This is a genomic window from Flavobacterium procerum (assembly GCF_042431625.1).
In the GTDB taxonomy this organism is placed as follows: domain Bacteria; phylum Bacteroidota; class Bacteroidia; order Flavobacteriales; family Flavobacteriaceae; genus Flavobacterium; species Flavobacterium procerum.
Genome location: NZ_JBHLYW010000007.1, coordinates 801485 through 822836, shown reverse-complemented (window position 1 = coordinate 822836; position 21352 = coordinate 801485). Strand labels below are relative to the sequence as shown.

General features: G+C 35.9%; 16 protein-coding genes. 6 read left to right on the top strand and 10 right to left on the bottom strand.

Annotated features, from left to right (window positions below):
* The 5 genes from ACFFLS_RS09285 to rpsF all read right to left on the bottom strand — a co-directional run.
* On the bottom strand, positions 1 to 7152 hold a 7152-nt coding region (locus ACFFLS_RS09285), incomplete at its 3' end, for an Ig-like domain-containing protein (RefSeq protein ID WP_446685240.1).
* 1197 nt (positions 7153 to 8349) lie between these two features.
* Positions 8350 to 8823, bottom strand: a complete 474-nt coding sequence (locus tag ACFFLS_RS09280; RefSeq protein WP_379689322.1) for a DUF6495 family protein — start codon at positions 8821 to 8823, stop codon at positions 8350 to 8352.
* Between the two features lie 85 nt (positions 8824 to 8908).
* Positions 8909 to 9349 carry a 50S ribosomal protein L9 gene (rplI, locus tag ACFFLS_RS09275; RefSeq protein ID WP_379689320.1) on the bottom strand — a complete coding sequence of 147 codons (441 nt, stop codon included), beginning with the start codon at positions 9347 to 9349 and terminating at the stop codon, positions 8909 to 8911.
* 68 nt (positions 9350 to 9417) lie between these two features.
* Entirely contained in the window at positions 9418 to 9714 is a 297-nt protein-coding gene (gene rpsR, locus ACFFLS_RS09270; RefSeq protein WP_002987043.1) for a 30S ribosomal protein S18, read from the bottom strand.
* 5 nt (positions 9715 to 9719) lie between these two features.
* Positions 9720 to 10061 carry a 30S ribosomal protein S6 gene (gene rpsF / locus ACFFLS_RS09265; RefSeq protein WP_068842999.1) on the bottom strand — a complete coding sequence of 114 codons (342 nt, stop codon included), beginning with the start codon at positions 10059 to 10061 and terminating at the stop codon, positions 9720 to 9722.
* Between the two features lie 175 nt (positions 10062 to 10236).
* On the opposite strand from rpsF, the gene ACFFLS_RS09260 reads away from it, so the two are divergent.
* Positions 10237 to 10935 (top strand): LytR/AlgR family response regulator transcription factor, encoded by a 699-nt coding sequence (locus tag ACFFLS_RS09260; protein ID WP_379689318.1) that lies wholly within the window; start codon positions 10237 to 10239, stop codon positions 10933 to 10935.
* On the opposite strand, the gene priA is transcribed toward ACFFLS_RS09260, so the two are convergent.
* The 5 genes from priA to nadC form a co-directional block, all read right to left on the bottom strand.
* Positions 10932 to 13382, bottom strand: coding sequence for a replication restart helicase PriA (gene priA / locus ACFFLS_RS09255; protein WP_379689315.1), 2451 nt, complete (start codon positions 13380 to 13382; stop codon positions 10932 to 10934). The genes ACFFLS_RS09260 and priA overlap by 4 nt on opposite strands.
* A 22-nt stretch (positions 13383 to 13404) precedes the next feature.
* Positions 13405 to 14151 carry a subclass B1 metallo-beta-lactamase gene (gene bla-B1-FLAV, locus ACFFLS_RS09250; RefSeq protein ID WP_379689312.1) on the bottom strand — a complete coding sequence of 249 codons (747 nt, stop codon included), beginning with the start codon at positions 14149 to 14151 and terminating at the stop codon, positions 13405 to 13407.
* Positions 14152 to 14162: 11 nt separating this feature from the next.
* Entirely contained in the window at positions 14163 to 14591 is a 429-nt protein-coding gene (locus ACFFLS_RS09245; protein ID WP_379686323.1) for a DUF2147 domain-containing protein, read from the bottom strand.
* Position 14592: 1 nt separating this feature from the next.
* Positions 14593 to 15516 (bottom strand): YihY/virulence factor BrkB family protein, encoded by a 924-nt coding sequence (locus ACFFLS_RS09240; RefSeq protein WP_379686321.1) that lies wholly within the window; start codon positions 15514 to 15516, stop codon positions 14593 to 14595.
* A 105-nt stretch (positions 15517 to 15621) separates the two neighbouring features.
* The gene (gene nadC / locus ACFFLS_RS09235; RefSeq protein ID WP_379689309.1) at positions 15622 to 16479 is read right to left on the bottom strand and encodes a carboxylating nicotinate-nucleotide diphosphorylase; all 858 of its coding nucleotides are present in this window, start codon (positions 16477 to 16479) and stop codon (positions 15622 to 15624) included.
* 225 nt (positions 16480 to 16704) lie between these two features.
* Between nadC and ACFFLS_RS09230 the strand changes: the two genes are divergently transcribed.
* The 5 genes from ACFFLS_RS09230 (at position 16705) to ACFFLS_RS09210 (ending at position 21272) form a co-directional block, all read left to right on the top strand.
* Complete coding sequence (locus ACFFLS_RS09230; protein ID WP_379686318.1) at positions 16705 to 17805, top strand: DNA alkylation repair protein; 1101 nt, start codon at positions 16705 to 16707, stop codon at positions 17803 to 17805.
* A 296-nt stretch (positions 17806 to 18101) separates the two neighbouring features.
* Positions 18102 to 18983: a pirin family protein gene (locus ACFFLS_RS09225; RefSeq protein ID WP_379686317.1), complete on the top strand. Its 882-nt coding sequence runs from the start codon at positions 18102 to 18104 to the stop codon at positions 18981 to 18983.
* A 3-nt stretch (positions 18984 to 18986) separates the two neighbouring features.
* Positions 18987 to 19382, top strand: a complete 396-nt coding sequence (locus tag ACFFLS_RS09220) for an OsmC family protein (protein WP_379686316.1) — start codon at positions 18987 to 18989, stop codon at positions 19380 to 19382.
* Positions 19383 to 19387: 5 nt separating this feature from the next.
* Positions 19388 to 19672, top strand: a complete 285-nt coding sequence (locus ACFFLS_RS09215) for a GNAT family N-acetyltransferase (RefSeq protein WP_379686315.1) — start codon at positions 19388 to 19390, stop codon at positions 19670 to 19672.
* A 184-nt stretch (positions 19673 to 19856) separates the two neighbouring features.
* Positions 19857 to 21272, top strand: a complete 1416-nt coding sequence (locus tag ACFFLS_RS09210) for an adenosine deaminase (RefSeq protein WP_379686313.1) — start codon at positions 19857 to 19859, stop codon at positions 21270 to 21272.
* The last annotated feature ends 80 nt before the right edge of the window (positions 21273 to 21352 follow it).

The window sequence follows — 21352 nt, the reverse complement described above, 5'->3', positions numbered from 1 at the left end:
TGTATCTGTGGTTGTAGGAGTCGCAGGGTCAGTTACCGTTACGGTTACCAATAATCTTACTGAACTCTCACAGCCTGTTGCAGCATCTAATAATGAAGCATAATAAGTGCCGCTTGTCAAAGCAGTCGTTGCAGGAATTGCTGTTCCACCTGTAGCTGCGCTGTACCAAACTACATTTGTTTCGTTGGTTTGGATACTCGCAAATGTTGGAGCATTAACTAAACAGAAATCCTGTGTTGTATCTGTAGTCGTCGGTGTCGCAGGATCAGTTACCGTTACTGTAACCAGTAATCGCACTGAGCTTTCGCATCCTGTTCCAGCATCCAATAATGATGCGTAATAAGTGCCGCTCGTCAAGGCAGTCGTTGCCGGAATTGCTGTTCCGCCTGTAACTACGCTGTACCAGACAACATTGGTCTCGTTGGTCTGGATGCTTGCAAATGTAGGAGCATCTTCCTGACAGAAATCCTGTGTTGCGTCTGTCGTAGTCGGAGTTGCAGGGTCTGTAACACTTACCGCAACTGCTAGTCTTACTGAGCTTTCACAGCCTGTTATCGCATCCAACAATGATGCATAATAAGTACCGCTTGTCAAGGCTGTAGTAGATGGAATCGCTGTTCCGCCTGTAGCCACATTGTACCAAACGACATTTGTTTCATTTGTCTGGATGCTTGCGAATGTCGGTGCATCTTCCTGACAGAAATCCTGTGTCGTATCTGTCGTTGTTGGTGTTGCAGGATCAGTTACCGTTACGGTTACCAATAATCTTACTGAACTCTCGCATCCTGTTGAAGCATCTAACAATGAAGCATAATAAGTGCCGCTTGTCAAAGCAGTCGTTGCAGGAATCCCTGTTCCGCCTGTAGCTGCGCTGTACCAGACAACATTAAGCTCGTTGGTCTGGATGCTCGCAAATGTTGGAGCATTAGCTAAACAGAAATCCTGTGTTGTATCTGTAGTAGTCGGAGTCGCAGGATCAGTTACGGTTACGGTTACCAGTAATCGTACTGAGCTTTCGCATCCTGTTCCAGCATCCAATAATGATGCGTAATAAGTGCCGCTCGTCAAAGCAGTCGTTGCAGGAATTGCTGTTCCGCCTGTAGCAACATTGTACCAGACAACATTGGTCTCGTTGGTCTGGATGCTCGCAAATGTAGGGGCGTTTACTAGACAAAAATCCTGTGTCGTATCTGTTGTTGTTGGTGTTGCAGGATCATTAATTATAACTGCTGCACTTTGAAGAGTACCTGCAGCATTTTCACAAGTTGTATCACTTGAAACTGCAACATAATAGGTAATAGGACTCAAAGCTGCTGTTAATCCCGTTGCTGTTAAAACACCAGTACCGCTAATTGCATATGTAACACCGCTTATAACTGCACCATTTGTAATTGGTTGCGTTTTGTTCGCATCAAGATACCATGTAAATACAGGAGTTGTAAGCAGACTTGCCGTTGGTGTTAAAACTGCTGGCTGATCATGACAAATTGAAACATCACTAACCGAAAGGTCGTTTTGGTCTGATGGTCTTAAAATTGTAAAGGTAATTTCTCTTCTGTCTGCCGCTGCGGTTTCACAAAATTCAGTAGAACTTACTCCTACAAAATACGTATATGTTCCAGGTGTTAAACCATTAACAATCAATTGGCTTGTATTTTGACCAGCTATCAACTGACTTGTTGTTCCGTCAAAACTATACCAATAGTAAACCGGATTTGTTAACGCAGGTGTACCTGTTAATCCTGTTGCCAAAGTCACTGTTCCTGTCGGAGAACAAATTGTTGTATCTGATCCTCCATTCAAAGTAATAGCCGCTAACGCATTTGTCGGACTTGAAGCTTTTACTTCAATAGTAACTTCTCCTCTTGCAAAAGCTTCACAACCATAACGTACTGGCTGCACATAATATTTGTATATTCCTGATGCTTGTGTTAGTGGAACTGTATAAGTTAATCCGTTTGCAACGATAGCCCCTCCTGTCGGCGCATCATACCATATATAGGTAGAACAGGCTTCTTCAGGTATTTGCAAAGTCACACCCGTTCCCGGACAGACCGTAACTTTATTATTTAGGTCTCCTCCTATCACAGAAGTATTTGCTGAACGTTCTACAGTATGAACTCGTAGCACATCAAATACACTTGCAACTCCTCCTAAACGAATTCTTACCTTATCATATGAATCATTTGGAGAAGAGACCAAAGCTACCGCTAAAGAATTTCCTGCCAATAATTTTAAGGTTAATAAAGAACTGCTGTTATCAATTGGCGCTCCTACTGCAACATCTCCTAAATAGCGTTGAATAGTAAATCCTGTAAGTAAATTTAAATTTAAAAGAGCAGACGGACGTGAAATAACAATTCTTAAAGTATCGCTTACTACCGATGGTGTTTTAAATTTTACAGTTAAATCAGCTGCAGCTGCAACACCAACTCCGCCATACATTGTAGCAAAAGTAGAAATATCATTATCAGCAATATTCCATGCATCACTAACTCCTACAGTACCGGTAACAGCTCCAATTGGAAGACCTAAATCTGTAGCTCCATAAAATATATCTTGAATATCTCCTGGAGTACAGGCTACAGTTGAAACTGTTCTATTATAATGCGCATCAAATACTTTGGTGTTCTGAATCACACTTACTAGTGAAGCAGACTGAATGCGGATTCCATCATAATCCTGAGGTCCTGCCGCATTTGAAGGCACAAAGGTAAATTCATAAGTATTATCTCCTGATATTAAATTTAATAAGGAACCAGATACTGGTTGCATTGTTCCTATTGGAGTCCCCCCTATAGTTCCCACTACTGATAAATTCTGACCTACCGCCAATAGGCTGTATTCTGAACCTAATTTGACTGTTACTGGAGTACCTTTTGCGATTGGTGCTGACCATGTCAAATTCTGCCAGGCAGTTCCAACTCCCAATAACCCTAAATCAGTAGTTATAGTAGAATAAGTTTGTGGATTTCCGTCGACAGCATTTGCTCCGTCACTAACGCCTCCTGTAATGATTGATCCTGATGTTTGGGTAGTTGCATAAACTCTTTCTCTCAAAGATTGACAGCTGCTTAAATCAATTACATTAATAATCTTTGTAGCTGTACTAGAACAAATTCCATCATTTGCTACAGCAGTATAAGTATAAACTCCTGGTGTATTTAAAACTCCTGTTGTAAATACAGGACCAGTAAGCTGATTTCCCTGTGGATCAAACCATGTGATATTTGCAGTAGAAACTGCTTGCAATGTTACATTAGATCCCACATTTACTGATTCTGAAGGATTTGTTACCACTAAACTTGGCAATGCATTAATTGTAACTGTCACTGATTGACGTGTTGAAATACAAGTTGTCCCATTTTGCTGTGCTTCAATTGAATATATACCTCCTGTAGTTATATTTGCAGCCGCATCAGCGGTAATAACCGCATTTGATGGGTCATAAAAAGTATAAGTCGTATTTCCACTCGAATCGAAATTAGTGATTGCATTTCTCAAATTAACACTTCCACAGCCTGCTAATGTTCCAGTCGTATTTAAAACTGTAGTAGATGGAAAGTTAACCGTAACTGGAAGTAAAAATCCATTTGCATTTTCACAAGTGCCTCCATTTACAACCGATACATAATAAGTAAAAGGTGTCGAAGCTGTGCTTAAGCCTGTAATTGTTAATGCTCCAGTTGCATTGTTTTTATTAAATGAAACTCCAGTCTGACCTGCAACAGTACTTCCCGTTACTATTTGCTGTCCTTTAGTTTGATCTGTATAATATCTAAACTCTGCTCCTGCAATAGTTGAAGACGGTGCCAAAACCGCAGTACCAGTACAAGAAGCTTCTACAGGTGTTGCTATTAATACATCTCCGGCAGTTGGAATTGGCAGTACAGTAACCGTAACCGCTTGACGTAAACTGTTGTCACAGCCTCCACGAGATGCTTGTAAGTAAAAAGTAGTTGAAGAAGTCAATGGATCCGTTGGGTTTACCGCTACGGTACCTCCTCCAACCGCTGCACTATACCATGTATATGTCTCAGATCCGGTTGCCGTTAAATTAGCTGATTGCCCAACGCAAATAGGCGCTGTAGCCCCAGTGATAACAGCATTGGGATATCTGTAAGCTGCTTGGTAAATATATAAATTACTTAAAACAGTAGCCACACCTCCCAATCGTACCTCTATACGATCAAAGGGTGCTGCTGTTGTGAAACTCGCTTTAAATTTATTTCCTGATAATAATTGGATATTCAATAAATTGCTATTAACTGAAATTCTGTCGTTATTAAAAGTTGCGCCATTATAAGTTGCTAAAGTAATATTAGACAGAACACTTAAATCAAGAACTCCTCCAGGTACTTCAAGATCAACATCAATAATGTCTCCTGCCAGTCCTGGATTAGCAAAAATCAATTCCTGCTGAATATAACCTCCCACACCTAAAGGCACACTAAGTTGTGCATAAGTATTGATGTTGCCATCTACAGAATCGTTAGCATTAGATACGGTACATCCTACACATAGTGAAATTGGCAATGTCGGATTTGATGTAATTTGAGTTCCAGCCTGTAAACAAGTACTGGCATTGGCAATAACAATTACATTTACTACACCTCTTGTTGGGTTCGCACAATCTGTTGCCAGACTTGAAGCCTCTACATAATAGCTTTGATTAGCTGTTAGCGCTGGAGTGGTGTAGGTGGTAACATTAGATGCTAAAGACGTCCCACCAGTAGGAGTACTATACCAATTGTATCTAACTCCTGAAACAGGATTGGCAACCGCTAATGTAACCGTTTGCCCTGACTGAATAATAACATCTGACGCTGCAAATGTTGGTACAGCTGGAATCGGGCTAATAGTCAAGTTTACTGCTGCACGTGTTGGTGTGATACAATCTCCAATAACAGCCTCTACATAATAATTGGTATTTGCTGTTAATGCTGGTGTGGTAAAAGAAGTTCCTGTTCCTGCTAGATTTCCTCCCGTTGCTGCGTCGTACCAATTATAAGTAGTTCCTGCAACTGGCGCATCGACTGTTAAGGTTGTACTTTGTCCGCTGCAAATTGTTGTTGGAGACACTGAAACTGTCGGAAGAACAGGAGTTACAATTGAAACCTGCACAGAAGTTCTCTCACTGTTAACGCAACCATTTCTTGTCAGTTCAACATAATATGTTGTTGCTGTTGTTAAAGCTGGAGTTGTATATGTAGTTGTGCTTGCCAGAGGTGCTCCACCTATTGCAACATTATACCATGCAACTGTTTCTCCTACTGATGTCGCTGCGGTCAAAGTTGTAGTCTGTCCACTACAAATTGTTGTATTGCCAGTAACCGTTGGGGCTTTATATCTATAACTTGCCTGATAAATATCTACACTGGTTAAGACCGTAGCCAATCCCCCAAGTCTCACTTCAACACGATCAAAATTAGCTCCAGCAGTTACGCTTGCTCTAAAACGGTTTCCTGTCAATACTTGCAATGTAATCAAAGGATTCGTAGCTGCAACTCTGTCATTATTATATGTAGCCCCATTATAAGTAGCCAAACTCACAGCTCCCAATAAGGTAAGATCTGCAATTCCACCAGGAAGTTCTAAGTCAACATCAACAATATCGCCTGCTTTACCAGGATTATTAAATTGAAGCGTCTGCTGGATATACCCATTAATTAATCCAACAGGAACGGTTAATCGTGCAGCTGTTGCTGGATTTCCATCAACTGAATTGTTTGGATTTGTTGATGAACACAATAAGCAAATTCCGTTTAAGGTTGTTTGCTGGCTATTAGCCTGTAAGCAACCTCCCAACGGAGAAGCAATTACTGTAACTGTCACAGGTACTCGGCTTGTACTTACACATCCTCCAGCAGCACTCTGCGTCTCAGCGTAATAAACTTTTGTTGCCGTCAAAATTGGCGTTGTAAAAACAGGTGAATTTGTTGCCAATGCGGTTCCTCCTGTAGCTGTATCATACCAGTTTATAGTTACACCTGGTTCAGAAGTTGTTGCACTCAATGTTGCATTCTGACCTGACTGAATTGTAACGCTCTGTGTTAAAATAGAAGGTGCACCCGGAATTGGATTTGAAGTTACATTTACCTGAGTTCTGGTTGGACTCACACAAGATCCAATTGAAGCACCTACATAAAAAGTTGTAGTTCCAAGCGGAACAGTTGGGGAATATGTATTTCCTGAAGCTAATACCGTACCACCGCTCGGCACAGAATACCAGTTATAAGTAGTACCTGGTATCGCATTTATAATAGACAAAGTAGTCTGCTGTGTTGCGCCTGATGAACAAATAGCAGTTCCCGTATTACTTACCGCAGGCGCCACCGGATTTGAAACATTTACAACAACTGGAACACGTTCATTACTTTCACAACCCGCGGCTCTTGTTACTCCTATATAATAGGTAGTATTAGCTGTTAAGGCAGGCGTAGTATAAGTGTTTCCTACTGCAAGAGCTGTAGTAGATGATGCAGAGCTGTACCATGCCAATGAGGTACCAGCTGCTGGAGTTGCTGTCAGGTTTGCTGCACTGCCAGAACATACTGTTTGAGTTAAACCTCCAGAAACAGTCGGTTTAGCAAACTCCAAACGCACATCATAAATTCTTAACTCGGTAAGCACTGTTACAGTGCCGCCCAATGAAAATTGAATTTCATTTGCTGGCCCTGGAAGAGTAAGCCTCAAAACTCCCACAGTATTTCCTGGAAGTAATGATAAATTTAGCAGCGGATTATTAACTGCCAAACTAGAACCTACATTGGTTCCGTTGAGTTTTGCTTGTACACTTGCTGTCGACAATAAGGACAAATTCAACAAACCGGAGCCGCTACCGATGTAAGCAACAATCTCATCTCCGGTTTGTGCTGTCTGCCCAAACCTCATTGTTTCCTGCACCGTACAGAGCACACCTACCAATGTATTCATTGCGGTGTAGGTCGTCAGTCCGGGGTCATTATCATATGCCGCCGCTGGACTGGTTAAAGTCGCCCCAACACATGCCAACCCCGATATGTCATTTGTATTTGACACAGGTCGACAAAAGGTTTGAGCAAAATTTTTATTGCAAATCAGCAATAAAAATAAAAGTCCTAATAATCTCTTTTGAATGCTGAGATCATAAATAGTAATTTTTTTTTTCATAATTTGGAAGATTAGAAAATGGACAATAAAACACCTCTTGCAATAAGCACGAATGCTTACACAATTAAACAATAAGTTAAAAATCAAACAGTTAAATAATAAATCTAAATCTTAGTTCGTCAAGATTTTAAGCAACAATTTTTAAAAATTTATACTACATCTGATATGCTAAACAAATCAGATAAACGCAATGCACCCAGCAAAACGGTTTTAATTTTTAGAAAAAAATCTTTGGTTTTCTTTCCTTAGGAATGATTTGCTGCAGGTATAATTCTCATATTGAAAATTTTAGTTTAAGTAGATTTTGGGGAAACTTATTATATATATTCTGATTCATTGTAATGCAACAAGTTGATTAGTCTTACCGCAAATTCTTCTTCTGAAATAAATTCTAAAGATCGAACCCAATTTATATTATTAGAATAGGAATAAAAAAATCCTCGTCTGCATAGTTATGAAAACCAGCGACAAGGGTCTGAATAAAATAGATTTTTTAAATCTATAATGGAAGATAATAGTTTGGATTTTGAATTAGAGCCTAATCTCATATCTGGATTAGTCACATTCAAGGAAATAAAAAATAAAGTAAAAAGGACACCTAATGATGCATACTTGATAAAGAAAGTAGTTGTCAATTCCATACACAGACTAATTAAGTTATGATTCAAATTTTAAACTTTACTCTTTAAACAAAAACACACAACTGAATTAGTTATATAAATGCAATCTGGTTGTTTTTGAAAAAGTACAAAAGAAAACTTTGTTTAACTTTTGTATTCTAAAATTAGCAAAAAGCAAAATAGAAAACAACAATAAAATTCTTATATTTTTAAATTTAACAAATCAGTAATACTCGGTTTTACACGGAATTAGTAGTAAAACCAATAGTTTTTAACAAAATCTTACTACTAAAACTTCGTTAAACAAAATTTAAATATTTTATGTTAAATAGACAAAAACGATGTAAAAACCTACTTTTGTAATAAAAAAATCATAAAAACTATCCGTAAACTGTACCTTTACAAAGTTAAGATTATAAAAAAGAGGTTAAAATCGAAAAAATTAAAACATTAAAAAAAAACGCGTAGAAATACGGGGATAAAATTCAAAAAAAGAATAAACAAAAGTTAAAAACCAACAAAAAAGGCAAACAATTAAAAATCAATTGCTTGCCTATTAAAATTCAATTATAACGCCTTACGACTCAATTATAGTGTTAATTTGCACAAAAAGCTGTCCGTCGCTCAAAAAAGCGCCCTGTTTTATCAATTCAAAAATAGATGCATTTCTTTCTTCTGTAAATACTTTTTTACCTGTTTTCATCTCGATATTGTCCGTAAACATATTATCACTCAACCACTGAAGACCTTCTTTAGTCAAAAAATCTATTTCAGGGCTTAATGATTTCAAAACGATTGATTGTATATCGGTATCAAAACAACGAAACAAAAATATATGGCTTTTAGAAAAATGCTCTAGATATTCTGCTCTCGACAAAACACCTTCCCAGATTAAATCAGAAAAAACATCCAATTCCTGCTCTGCAACTTCCGGCTTATTAACTTTTATCTCATCCCATTCTGCTTTATCAATTGCCTGTGTTGCTAAAAAACTAGCAAATTCCGCATGTAATTCATCAAACTGCTCTTTTGTCAATCTTGCGTATTTCATTTCATAAAGATTAAATTCAACTTAAATAATTTCACAAAAAAAAATCCCGATAAAAATCGGGATTTAATTATAGATTTTAGAAATATTACTTTTCAGCAACGATTTCATATGGTAATTCAACGATTACATCTCTGTGTAAACGAACTGTAGCATTGTATTTACCTAAACGTTTTACAACACCACTAGTGATGAATTTTCTATCGATAGCGTTACCAGATTTCTCTAAAGCTTCAGCGATATCAATATTCGTGATAGAACCAAAAAGTTTCTCTCCACCAGCTTTTGCAGTAAGTTTAATTTCAAGAGCTTTTAATGTCTCAGCCAATGCTTTAGCATCAGCAACAATTTTAGCTTCTTTATGTGCTCTTTGTTTTAGGTTTTCAGCTAAAACTTTTTTAGCAGAAGGAGTTGCTAAAGTAGCAAAACCTTGAGGAATTAAAAAGTTACGACCGTAACCAGGTTTTACAGATACTACATCATCTTTAAATCCTAGATTTTGTACGTCTTGTTTTAAAATAATTTCCATGTTGTTGTCCTTATATTTTAGAAGTTAGGTTCTGATTAAACAGAAACCAGCGACTAGATTTTTTTATACTATTTTAATAAATCGGCCACGTATGGCATTAAAGCTAAGTGACGAGCTCTTTTTACAGCTACAGAAACTTTTCTTTGGTATTTTAATGAAGTTCCAGTTAAACGACGAGGAAGAATTTTTCCTTGCTCATTTACGAATTTCAATAAGAAATCAGCATCTTTATAATCGATGTATTTGATTCCTGATTTTTTGAAACGGCAATACTTTTTAGTTTTGTTTGTTTCAATGTTTAAAGGCGTTAAATATCTGATATCTCCGTCTTTTTTTCCTTTTGCAGATTGCTCGATTGTAGACATAATAATTACGCTTTAGTAGATTTTAATTTTGCTCTTCTTCTTTCAGCCCATGAGATAGCATGTTTGTCTAAACTAACAGTTAAGAAACGCATAACTCTTTCGTCACGTCTAAATTCAGTTTCAAAAGCTAAAAGAACTTCTCCAGCTACTTTGAATTCGAATAAATGGTAAAAACCACTTTTTTTGTTTTGGATTTCGTAAGCCATTTTTTTAAGACCCCAATCCTCTTTCGATACCATTTCAGCTCCTCTACTAGTAAGAAATTCTTCAAATTTCGTTACTGTTTCCTTCACCTGAACCTCAGATAAAACGGGATTTAAAATGAAAACAGTTTCATAATGATTCATAATAAAAACTTTATTTGTTAAAATTGGGTGCAAAAGTAAGCATTAATTTTAAATATGCAACAGAATTTTGCCTTTATTCGGTGTAACGCAAAAAATATGTGCCGATTTTAGTTTTTTTTATAAAAAAACAATACATTTACTACTGCTATCCTGAATTTATTCAAATTAAAATGTTATGAAACTAAACTGTGTTGTTGTTGATGATAGTTCTATACAAAGGACAATTATTGCAAAATTAGTTAATAATCACCCAGGTCTGCACTTAGTTGGTGACTTTTCTAATGCAATAGAAGCAAAAAGCTGTATCTCTTTGAATAATATCGACTTAATATTCCTAGATATCGAAATGCCTGTTATTAATGGTTTTGATTTCCTTGACGGACTAAAATCAAAACCACAGATTATATTTATTACCTCAAAAGCAGAATACGCCTTAAAAGCTTTTGATTATGATGCTACAGATTACTTACAGAAACCAATTGCGGTAGATCGTTTTAATGCTTCGGTAAAAAGGGCAATCGATATGCATTTGCTAAAAAAAGATGTCAAAGAAGAAGAAGGAGAACATATTTTTATCAAAAGTAATCTGAAAAAGCTTAAAATATTTACTTCTAAAATCAAATGGATTGAGGCATTTGGAGATTATGTACGAGTTGTTACTGAAGATGACAGCAATCTTGTATTGTCTACGATGAAATCTTTTGAAAACGACCTTTCAAAAGAAAAATTCATCCGTGTTCACAAATCTTACATCATCAACATTGATAAAGTTGAACGATTCAATAGTAAATTTGCCGAAATCGGAATTACGAAAATACCGCTAAGCCGAAACAAAAAAGAAGATCTTGTAAAAGCGCTTTCGACTTCAAATTAATAAAAATCTACATTTACTGCAGTTTTTACAGCTCGATACTGCGGAACAGCTTCAAAACTATTCAACATCTTTTGAATAGTTTTTTTTGTATTACCTAAATGCAGGTTATGCGGAATTTTAACCAATATTGTTCTAATATACTCATTTCGTATTCTGCTCACTGCAGGTTCTTCTGGACCAAGAACAGGCATTGCCAAATTTTGGCTCAACACTTGGTAAAGCCACATAGAACCTTCTTTTAACTTCTCAAAATCACGGTGTTTTAAAGTCAGCTTTATGATTCTAAAATAAGGCGGATATTTATAAATCTGCCTATCATACAACTGCTCTTTGTACATTCCCGCATAATTATGATTGGTGACCTGCTGGATTGTATTGTGATTGGGATTGTATGTCTGAATGACAACTTTGCCTTGTTTTTCTGCTCTTCCTGCCCTTCCTGCCACTTGCGTCATCATTTGATAACTTCTTTCAAAAGCTCGAAAATCAGGATGATGTAGCATATTATCGGCATTCATAATTCCGACCAAACTCACGTTATCAAAATCAAGGCCTTTTGCCAGCATCTGTGTTCCGACCAAAATATCGACTTCCCTGTTTTTAAATGTGTCTATGATTTTTTCAAAACCAAATTTCCCGCGCGTTGTATCCTGATCCATTCTGGCCGTTTTAGCATTCGGAAAAAGCGCTGCTAGCTCCTGCTCTATCTGTTCTGTGCCAAAACCTTTTGTAGTCATATCGATACTAGAACAGCTATGACAGTGCGTTGGTTTGGCAATTGCATAACCGCAATAGTGGCATCTAAGCTGATTTTTATTTTTATGGAACGTAAGGCTCACATCGCACTGCTGGCAATGAGGTACGTGTCCGCAGGTGATGCACTCGATAACGGGCGAATATCCTCTTCTGTTTTGAAACAAAATAATCTGTTCGCCTAAAGATAAGGCTTCGGCAATTTCTTCTATCAAAAGATCACTGAAATGGCCTGTCATTCTTTTCCTAAAATGCTTATCCTTTAAATCGACCAATACGATTTCGGGCATTCTAACATTATTATAACGTTCAGAAAGCGAAACCAAGCCGTATTTTCCAGCCTGAGTATTGTAATAAGTCTCAATACTTGGTGTTGCCGAACCTAAAAGAACTTTGGCTTTATGATAATTTGCCAATACAACTGCAGCATCGCGCGCATGGTAGCGAGGAGCAGGATCTGTCTGCTTAAAAGTCTGCTCATGTTCTTCATCAACAATTAGCAATCCTAAATTGGCAAATGGCAAAAACAAAGCTGATCTTGCCCCTATTACAATTTGAGCTTTCTCAGAATTTTCGAGTGTTTGTTTCCAAACTTCAACTCTTTCATTATTGCTGTATTTCGAATGAAAAACAGCAACTTTATTTCCAAAATGCAACCTTAATCTTGAAACCAGCTGTGTTGTAAGTGCAATTTCAGGAAGGAGATACAAAACTTGTTTTCCTGACTGCAGATATTCTTCGATTAATTTGATATAAATCTCTGTTTTCCCACTTGAAGTCACGCCATGAAGAAGAGAAACATCTTTTTCAAAAAAGCTGTTTTTGATCCCGTTAAACGCATTTTCCTGCGCCGTACTTAACAAAAGCTCTTTATCTGTTGTTTCTCCCTTAAAAGAAACGCGGTCATGTTGCAGAAAATACTCTTCAAGAATTTCTTTTTCAATTAAAGCTTTTACAATCGTTGCCGATGTATTTGAAATTTCGACAAGTTTTTTTACTGTAACTGGCTTTTTTTCTGACGCTTGTAATTGAAAAAAAGCCAAGACAATCTCTTTTTGCTTATTCGCATTCTTAAGTACCTCAAGCAGATTATTCAAGCCTTCATCTGTTTCATACTTTGAATGCAGTTTCACATAGCGAACGAGTTTTGGCTTATAGCTTTCTTTAATCTCTTCTTCTAAAAAAATAATATCTTTTGAAATCATTTTTTGAAGAATCGGAATAATATTTTTTTTATTTAAGATTGAAATAATATCCTGCACCTTTAAAGAACTTTGGTGCTGTAACGCCTCATAAATCAAGAATTCATCATCAGAAAGCTCTGAATCATTAACAACTACTCCAGCTTTATGCGAAATAATGGTTTCGCTTTCCAACAATAATCCTGTTGGGAAAGCACCACGATAAACATCTCCAATACCGCACATATAATAATCTGCAATCCAGAGCCAATGCTTGATCTGAATCTCAGTAGCAATTGGTTTTTCGTCTATAATCTGGTGGATTTCTTTCGCTTCGTATAAAGTAGGTGCATTTTGATGAACACTCAAGACTAATGCCGTGTACATTTTACTTTTTCCGAAAGGCACAACAACGCGCATTCCTTTTTTAATAAAATGGAATTCGGCCTCAGAAACACGATATGTAAAGGTTTTGGCTAAGGAAAGAGGTAAAATAACTTCAATAAAAAACATGACTATCTATATGAATGCAAAGTTACTTTTTTTCTGTAGATTTTTGAGCCAAATATTCATCAACCAATTTCAAAGTATGATTCAAAGATTCAATATTTTCCCAGTCATCATGTCCAGGAATAATGTATTTTGGTTTCCTAAACTTCATCTGAACCTTTTTTATGGATTTCTGCCATTCTTTCACATCAGCATCGCCTAAATAGCCTAGATTCTCTGCATCTGCACTTTTTATAAAACAGGCTCCATAAAGCACTTTTTCTTTATCAAACCAAACTAAGATATTGTCTGGCGCATGTCCTTTTCCGGGATAATAAACTTCAAATTTATGCTGACCAACCGTAAAAGTGGTATCATTAGAAATTATAAATTCTGCCCTTGGTTCTTTTTTCTTTTCCAGAATAACATCGGTCAATTTTATAGAATAGGTCTTGATTCCCTTTTTCTTATAAAAATCAAAACCTCCCGCACGATCATCATGCGAATGTGTCGCAAAAAGCATGACAACTTCTTTATTATGTCTTGCTTTTATTGAATCTAACAAAGGCAGAAACTGTGTTTTGTCCCAAGGCGCATCAAAAAGCACAACTCCATTTTCTGTAACAAGATACAAAGCGTTTGCAGAAATTTTATTGCCTTGGTAATCATTAAAAGTTCTATAAACATAAAAGTCACCTGTAAGATGACTTATTTGTAATGGCGAACTCTTAGATTGTCCAAAGCTGTTTAAAACTGCAAACAATACTAAAATTATCAAAGCTAATTTTCGCATTTATATTTTAATTAGTTTTTTACGCGTGTCCAGTATTGCGTTCTTCCCATAATCGAAACACCTACATAGCCGCGAAGTTTTAATTTATCTGGAGACTCTAATGTAATATAACATTTGTATTTTTTACCCGTTGTCGGATCCAAAATCGTTCCTCCGTTGTATTCTGAACCATCTTTTTTCAGACCGTTCATAATAACCATTCCTAAAATTGGTTTGTTTTTATCTGCACCTTCACATTTTGCACAAAGGTCTTTTTTATGACTCTCGCGGAGTATATCTACAATCTTTCCATATAGTTTTCCTGATTTTTCATAAATCTCTACTACAGATTTTGCTTCACCGGTTTCATCGTCAATGGTCTTCCATTTTCCTATTACACTTTGGCTTTGCATGGTCAAGGCAAAGAAGAACACTCCGATAGTTAGCATCAAATTTTTCATATTATTTTTCTTTTTTTTGTTTTAATTTTCTGATAGAAGCATTCAATTCGAACCCTAAAAGCAGAATCATACAGTTTATCCAAATATAAAACATTAGAATCAATAAAGTCCCAATTGAACCATAAAGTTCGTTATATTTTGAGAATTTTATAACCCAAATCCCAAAAAAGAATGAAGATATAACAATTAGCACTGTTGTAAAAACCGAACCAATACTAATAAAAGGCACTTTATTGTATTGTTTTGTCCCGTAACGCAATAGTATTGAAGATGTTATCAAAATCATCAGCATAACAAAGAGATAACGACCCAAAATAATGAGCGGAATCCTGTCGCTGAGCACATCCTGAATAATTGTTTTTTGAATAAAAACCTCAAAAACGACAATCGTTGCCACAGTTACAAACAAAATAACCGTCATTACAAGTGAAATGGCAAGCGCAACTAAATATTGCCTAAAAAAACCTCTTTTATCAAAAACGTGTTTAGACGATTCGAAACCGCTTAGAATTCCGTTGATGCCATTTGCCATCAAAAAAATAGAAAGCAAAAATCCAGAAGATAGCAAGCCTGAGTGACTGTTATTTAAGATATCGCTTATGATTTTGCTAATCGCATCATACGTATTTGGCGGAACACTTTGTTGCACGAACTGCAGAAAATCTTCCTGAAAATTTTCTATAGGAATAAACGGAATTAAGTTTAAAATAAACAGCGCGAAAGGAAACAATGCCATAAAAAAGCTAAAAGAAACGGCACTGGCATGATAGGAAAAAGCCCCTTCAAGAATTCCTAAAGTATACATTTCCAACAAATCATACAGCGAAAAACCCTCCAGCCACGGCAGTTTGATTCTCTTAAAAAATCGGGCTACAGAACGAATCACAGGAAGTTTTTCAATCCGAGCTTCTATCTCTTTCGACATATCTTTTTGATTTTAGATTTTAGAATTCAGATTTTAGATTTGTATCTAAATTGAATATGTTTCAGAACCAAACTCATAACTTATAACTCAAAACTCATAACTTCCCTAAAACGCTTTCAGACTCAAATCCATGTTGTAAACAGAATGCGTTAAAGCGCCTGACGAAATATAATTAACGCCACACAAAGCATATTCACGGATTGTCTTTTCGCTGATATTTCCTGAAGATTCCGTTTGACATTTTGAACCAATCAATTTTACTGCTGTTTTAGTGTCCTCGTAATTAAAGTTGTCAATTAAGATTCTGTGAACACCCTCGCTTAAAAGAATTTCTCTTATTTCATCCAGATTTCTGGCTTCTACAATAATCTTCAAATCCAGTTTATTTTCTTTTAAATATTCTTTTGTTTTCGCAATTGCACGGGTAATTCCGCCAGCAAAATCAATATGATTATCTTTTAACATTACCATATCATAAAGAGCAAAACGGTGATTTTCGCCTCCGCCAATTTTTACAGCCCATTTTTCAGCAGCTCTAAAATTCGGAGTGGTTTTGCGGGTATCCAAAATTTTAGCTCCGGTTCCTTCTAAAAGCTCCACATATTGATTGGTTTTAGTAGCAATTGCCGACATACGTTGCATGGTATTTAAAACCACTCTTTCGGCTTTTAAAATAGATTGCGAACTTCCCGAAACCTCAAAAACTACTTCTCCATATTCTACATGCGTTCCGTCTTCGATATACGTTTTTACTTTTAGTTTTGGATCCACATATTCAAAAATCATTTTGGCAAGTTCAACACCTGCAATAATTCCCTGATCTTTTACCAATAATTTTGCTTGACCGTGTGCTGTATCTGGGATACAGGCCAATGAACTGTAATCGCCAGTTCCTACGTCTTCTCTAATGGCATTGCTGATCAAAAGTTGTAATTCGGTTTGAAATTTTGCTTCGCTTATCATTTTTAAAAAATTTTATGAATTGCTAAATTAGAATATATTTTATGGAATTAAAAGTTTCAATAACATGAAAAATGATACAAAACATTAAAATTTTCTTTTCTAGCCTTCATTTTAACCAATAAGATATTAAGAAAAATTAAGTCCGATTTCTTAATATCTTAATGTCTTAATGGTAGAAAAATAGAAGAACATTAAATATCTTTGAGCTTCAATCATGCAAATTTTATGGGATTAATTAAAGACATTTATTCGTTTTCTTTTTACGAAAATTTTAGTCAAGCTGTCGCTGAAGTTCATCCGACATTCGAAAAACAAAAATTTATTGATGCAATTTTTGATGGCAATTTTGCTCAAAAAGAGTGGAAAGAAAGAATGAAACACACCACAGTCGTTTTTCATCAGTTTATACCGCAAAATTTCCCAGAAGCTGTTTCCTTAATAGACAAAATCATAGAAAACTTAAGAAAAAACAACTTTGCAGACAGCAATCTAGCTTTTATTTTCTTTGCCGATTATATCGAAATGTACGGTTTAGACGATTTTGAAACTGCGAAAAAAGCCTTTGTTTCTATAACGCAGTTTATAAGCTGTGAATTTGCCGTTCGTCCTTTCATTTTAAAATATAAAGAACAAATGATTGATGAAATGGTCAAATGGTCATTACACGAAAATCATCATGTACGTCGTTTGGCAAGCGAAGGTTCACGTCCGAGATTGCCTTGGGCAATGGCGATTCCTTTTCTCAAAAAAGACCCATCTTCTATTCTTCCCATTTTAGAAAACCTGAAAAATGATCCTTCAGAATATGTTCGAAGAAGTGTTGCCAATAATTTGAATGATATTGTAAAAGATAATCCGCAAATCGTATTAGAAATCGCTTCAAAATGGAAAGGTCACAGCAAAGAAACTGACGGAATCATTAAACACGGCTGTCGAACTTTATTAAAACAAGGTCATCCAGAAATTCTGAGTCATTATGGCTTAGAAAGCACCAATATTGAACTTTCGTCTTTCGAAATCAAAACGCCGACGGTAAAAATTGGAGATTATCTTCAGTTTCATTTTCATTTAAACAATAAAAACGAAGAGCCAAAAACAGTTCGCCTCGAATACGCTGTTCACTATAAAAAAGCAAAAGGACATTTAGCGAAAAAAGTCTTTAAAATCAGTGAAAAGATTTATCATCCAAATCAATTGACTAAGATTGAAAGAAATCAGTCTTTTAAATTGATTACGACGAGAGTTTTTTATACCGGAGTACATCATTTATCGATTATTATCAATGGAACGGAAAGTGAAGTTTTGGAGTTTGAACTTGTTGACTAATTTTTTAAACACATAGAAACATAGGTTTAACTTTGTGGTTAAAGGCATTTCACTTGCATAAAAAAACATAGCTATATGCACATTTCTATGTGTTAAAATCTAGATTTTTTAAAAACATCTTCCTTATTGAATTTTAAATCTATGTTTCTATGTGTTAAATTTAATCTACACAACGAAAACAACTTCGTAGGTTTTCCTTACTTTTATACTACAATAACAACTTTTCTTAACCTAAATTAAGTTACAGATTTCTATCATCACTGTAATTTTGTTTTCAAATCAAATCAAAATACCACATGTCAAATATCAGTTTAATTATCGAAGAACGTGCCGCCAATATTGGCAACTTTATGGTAGGTCGTTTATTGCCTTTCCGTGAAAAAAGAGCCGTTGGACCATTTGTATTTATCGATCATATGGGGCCTGCGCATTTAAGTGACCACGAAAATATGGATGTTCCTCCACATCCGCATATTGGGCTTTCTACCCTAACATTTTTGTTTGAGGGAAGCATTATGCACCGTGACAGTTTAGGAACAGAATTAGAAATAAAACCAGGCGCTGTAAACTGGATGACTGCCGGAAAAGGAATCGTTCACTCTGAGAGAACCCCTGAATATTTAAGACATTCAGACAAAATGCTTCACGGATTACAAATCTGGGTGGCGCTTCCAAAAGAATTAGAACAAATGGAACCAAATTTCACTCATGTTGAAGCAGATGATATACCGGCTTGGGAAGAGGAAGGCGTTTCGTATAAATTAATCGCAGGAGAAGCTTTTGGAAAAAAATCTCCGGTTCCGGTTTATAGTCCATTATATTTTATTGAAATTAAGAGCAAAGAAGCTAAAAAGATCAATATCGGAAATCATTTATTCGGCGAAAGCGGCTTATATATTTTAGAAGGAAGTATTAAAAATGGCGAACATACATACGATCCAAGACAGATTTTAATTACAACCGAAGCTTCTCTTTGTGAGTTTGAAATTGCTGAAAACTCTACCGTTTATATCTTTGGAGGACAACCATTTCCAGAAGAACATTTTATCTTTTGGAACTTCGTTTCATCAGACAAAAACCTCATCGAAAAAGCAAAAATTGACTGGACAGAACAAACTTTCCCAAAAGTTCCTGGAGAAACCGAATTTGTACCTTTACCTGAACCAAGAATCAAATAATTTATGGATACCGTAAAAGCAACCATCGACACAAGAAAATATCGCACAGAAATAACCTCTAAAACAGGCAATATTTTAATTTCCGACGAACCTCAAGAAATAGGCGGGAAAAACTTAGGTTTCAGTCCGTTTGAACTTTTGGCTTCTTCGCTGGCTTCCTGCACTCTAATTACGCTGCGAATGTATATTGACCGCAAAGCTTGGGACGTTTCTGAACTGACTATTTGGGTCGACTTTGAAAAAAATGAAGCGCATGCCGTTTCTTTATTTTCTACAAAGATTCTAATTACCGGAAATGTAGACGATGCACAAAAACAGCGAATTTTGAAAATCGCAAACAGCTGTCCTGTTCACAAAACACTCGTAAACACAATTAAAATAGAAACTTCTTTAGTATAATCATCATGGAAATTCAACAAATAAACGATACAAAAAAAGGCTATTTTGAAGCCTTAGAAGACGGAAAAGAAGCTGGAAAAATGACTTACACCTGGGCGGGCGATTCAAAATTCATCATTGATCATACCGAAGTAAGTCCAGAATTCAACGGAAAAGGTGTTGGCAAAAAATTACTCATGGCTGCTGTAGAATATGCCAGAAACAACAATCTAAAAATTATTCCGCTTTGTCCTTTTGCAAAAAGTGTTTTTGATAAGGTTGAAGAAATTCGTGATGTACTTTTTTCTTAAGGTTCAAAGTTGCAAAGAAACAAAGAGACAGAGGTTTTCTATCTTTGTCTAAAATTTTATTGTAGAGACGCACTGCTGTGCGTCTTTTTATTTAATAAATCATTTGAACTTTGTCCCTTTGTTCCTTTGAACCTTTGAACCTCAAAGAAAAATTGTATATTTGCATGTAATTTAATCTTAGAGTATGACAAGAATAATTACACTTTTCTGTATTTTGATAGCGCAAATCAGTTTTTCTCAAACAGCTGAAAGTTATTTAGAAAAAATCAGAAATAATGAAGCACTCTTAACCGCTTTCTTTCAACAAATGCCCAAAGGAGGCGATTTACACCATCATTTTTCGGGATCCGTTTATGCAGAACCGCTTTTAGAAAGAGCGATTGCAGAAGATTTTTATTTGAATTTAGAAACTTTGGCGGTTTCTAAAACCAAACCTGCAAACGGAAATTGGGAAAACTTCTCTTCTCTTAAAGAAAAAGGAAAACTAGAATATTATGAGCAACAAATTATGCAAACTTGGTCGATAAAAGATTATAACGGTTCTGTACCTTCTGATGATCAGTTTTTTGATTCTTTCATGAAATTCGAACCTACTATCAAAGGTCATTTTGCAGAGGGAATGCTGGAACTAAAAAAACGCGCCATTGCAGAAAATGTGCTTTATATCGAAACACAATTATCGACTATTCCGTGTGATATGAATGTTTCAGATTTGAGTGATTTCAATACAAAATTACGTCAGGCAGCAAGCCAAAAAGACGAAAAAACAGTTTTGAAACTTTTAGCTGATTTGCATAAATCACTTGAGAAAAAAGAAGCAAAAAAGTATGCCGAGGATTTCAATACTAATTTCTTAGCAAAACTGCATAAAGACCTGAAAATCGATGATGAAAAATTCACCATGCGCTACCAGAATTTTGTATTACGCTTTATGGAACCAGTGGATTTATTCAAAAATCTGGTGATTGCTTTTATTTCGTCAAGCGAAAGTAAATTAACTGCGGGCGTAAACATCGTTTCTCCAGAACATGGACAAACTTCTATGAAAGATTACTGGTTGCATATGGTCATGTTTAAATACTGTCATTCTAAATTTCCAGACGTAAAATATACGCTTCACGCCGGCGAATTGACTTTAGGTTTAGTACAGCCAGAAGAATTAACCTGGCACATCAACGATGCTATTTATGTTGCAGGCGCAAATAGAATTGGCCACGGAGTTGATATGGCATACGAAGCCAATTCGTACGATTTATTGAAACATATGGCTCAAAAAAATATTCCGATTGAAATTAATCTGGCGAGCAACGAATTCATTTTAAAAGTAAAAGAAAATAGGCATCCGTTTACGCTTTACAAAGATTTTAATGTTCCAATTGTTATCAGCACTGACGATGCGGGAATCTTAAGAAGCAATATGACCGAACAATATGTTTTATTGGCAAAAAGATATCCTGACGTAAATTACGAAACGATCAAAAAATACGTTTACAACAGTATCAATTACAGTTTTATTCAGGACGAATCGGTTAAAAAACAATTGATTAAAGATTTAGACAATCGTTTTAAGACTTTTGAAGCGAAGTTTTCTAAAAATTAATCTGTGTGAGATTGCACGCAGATTTTAAACAGATTTAAGCCGATTAGCACAGATTCTTTTGTTCAAAATATTATAAAAAT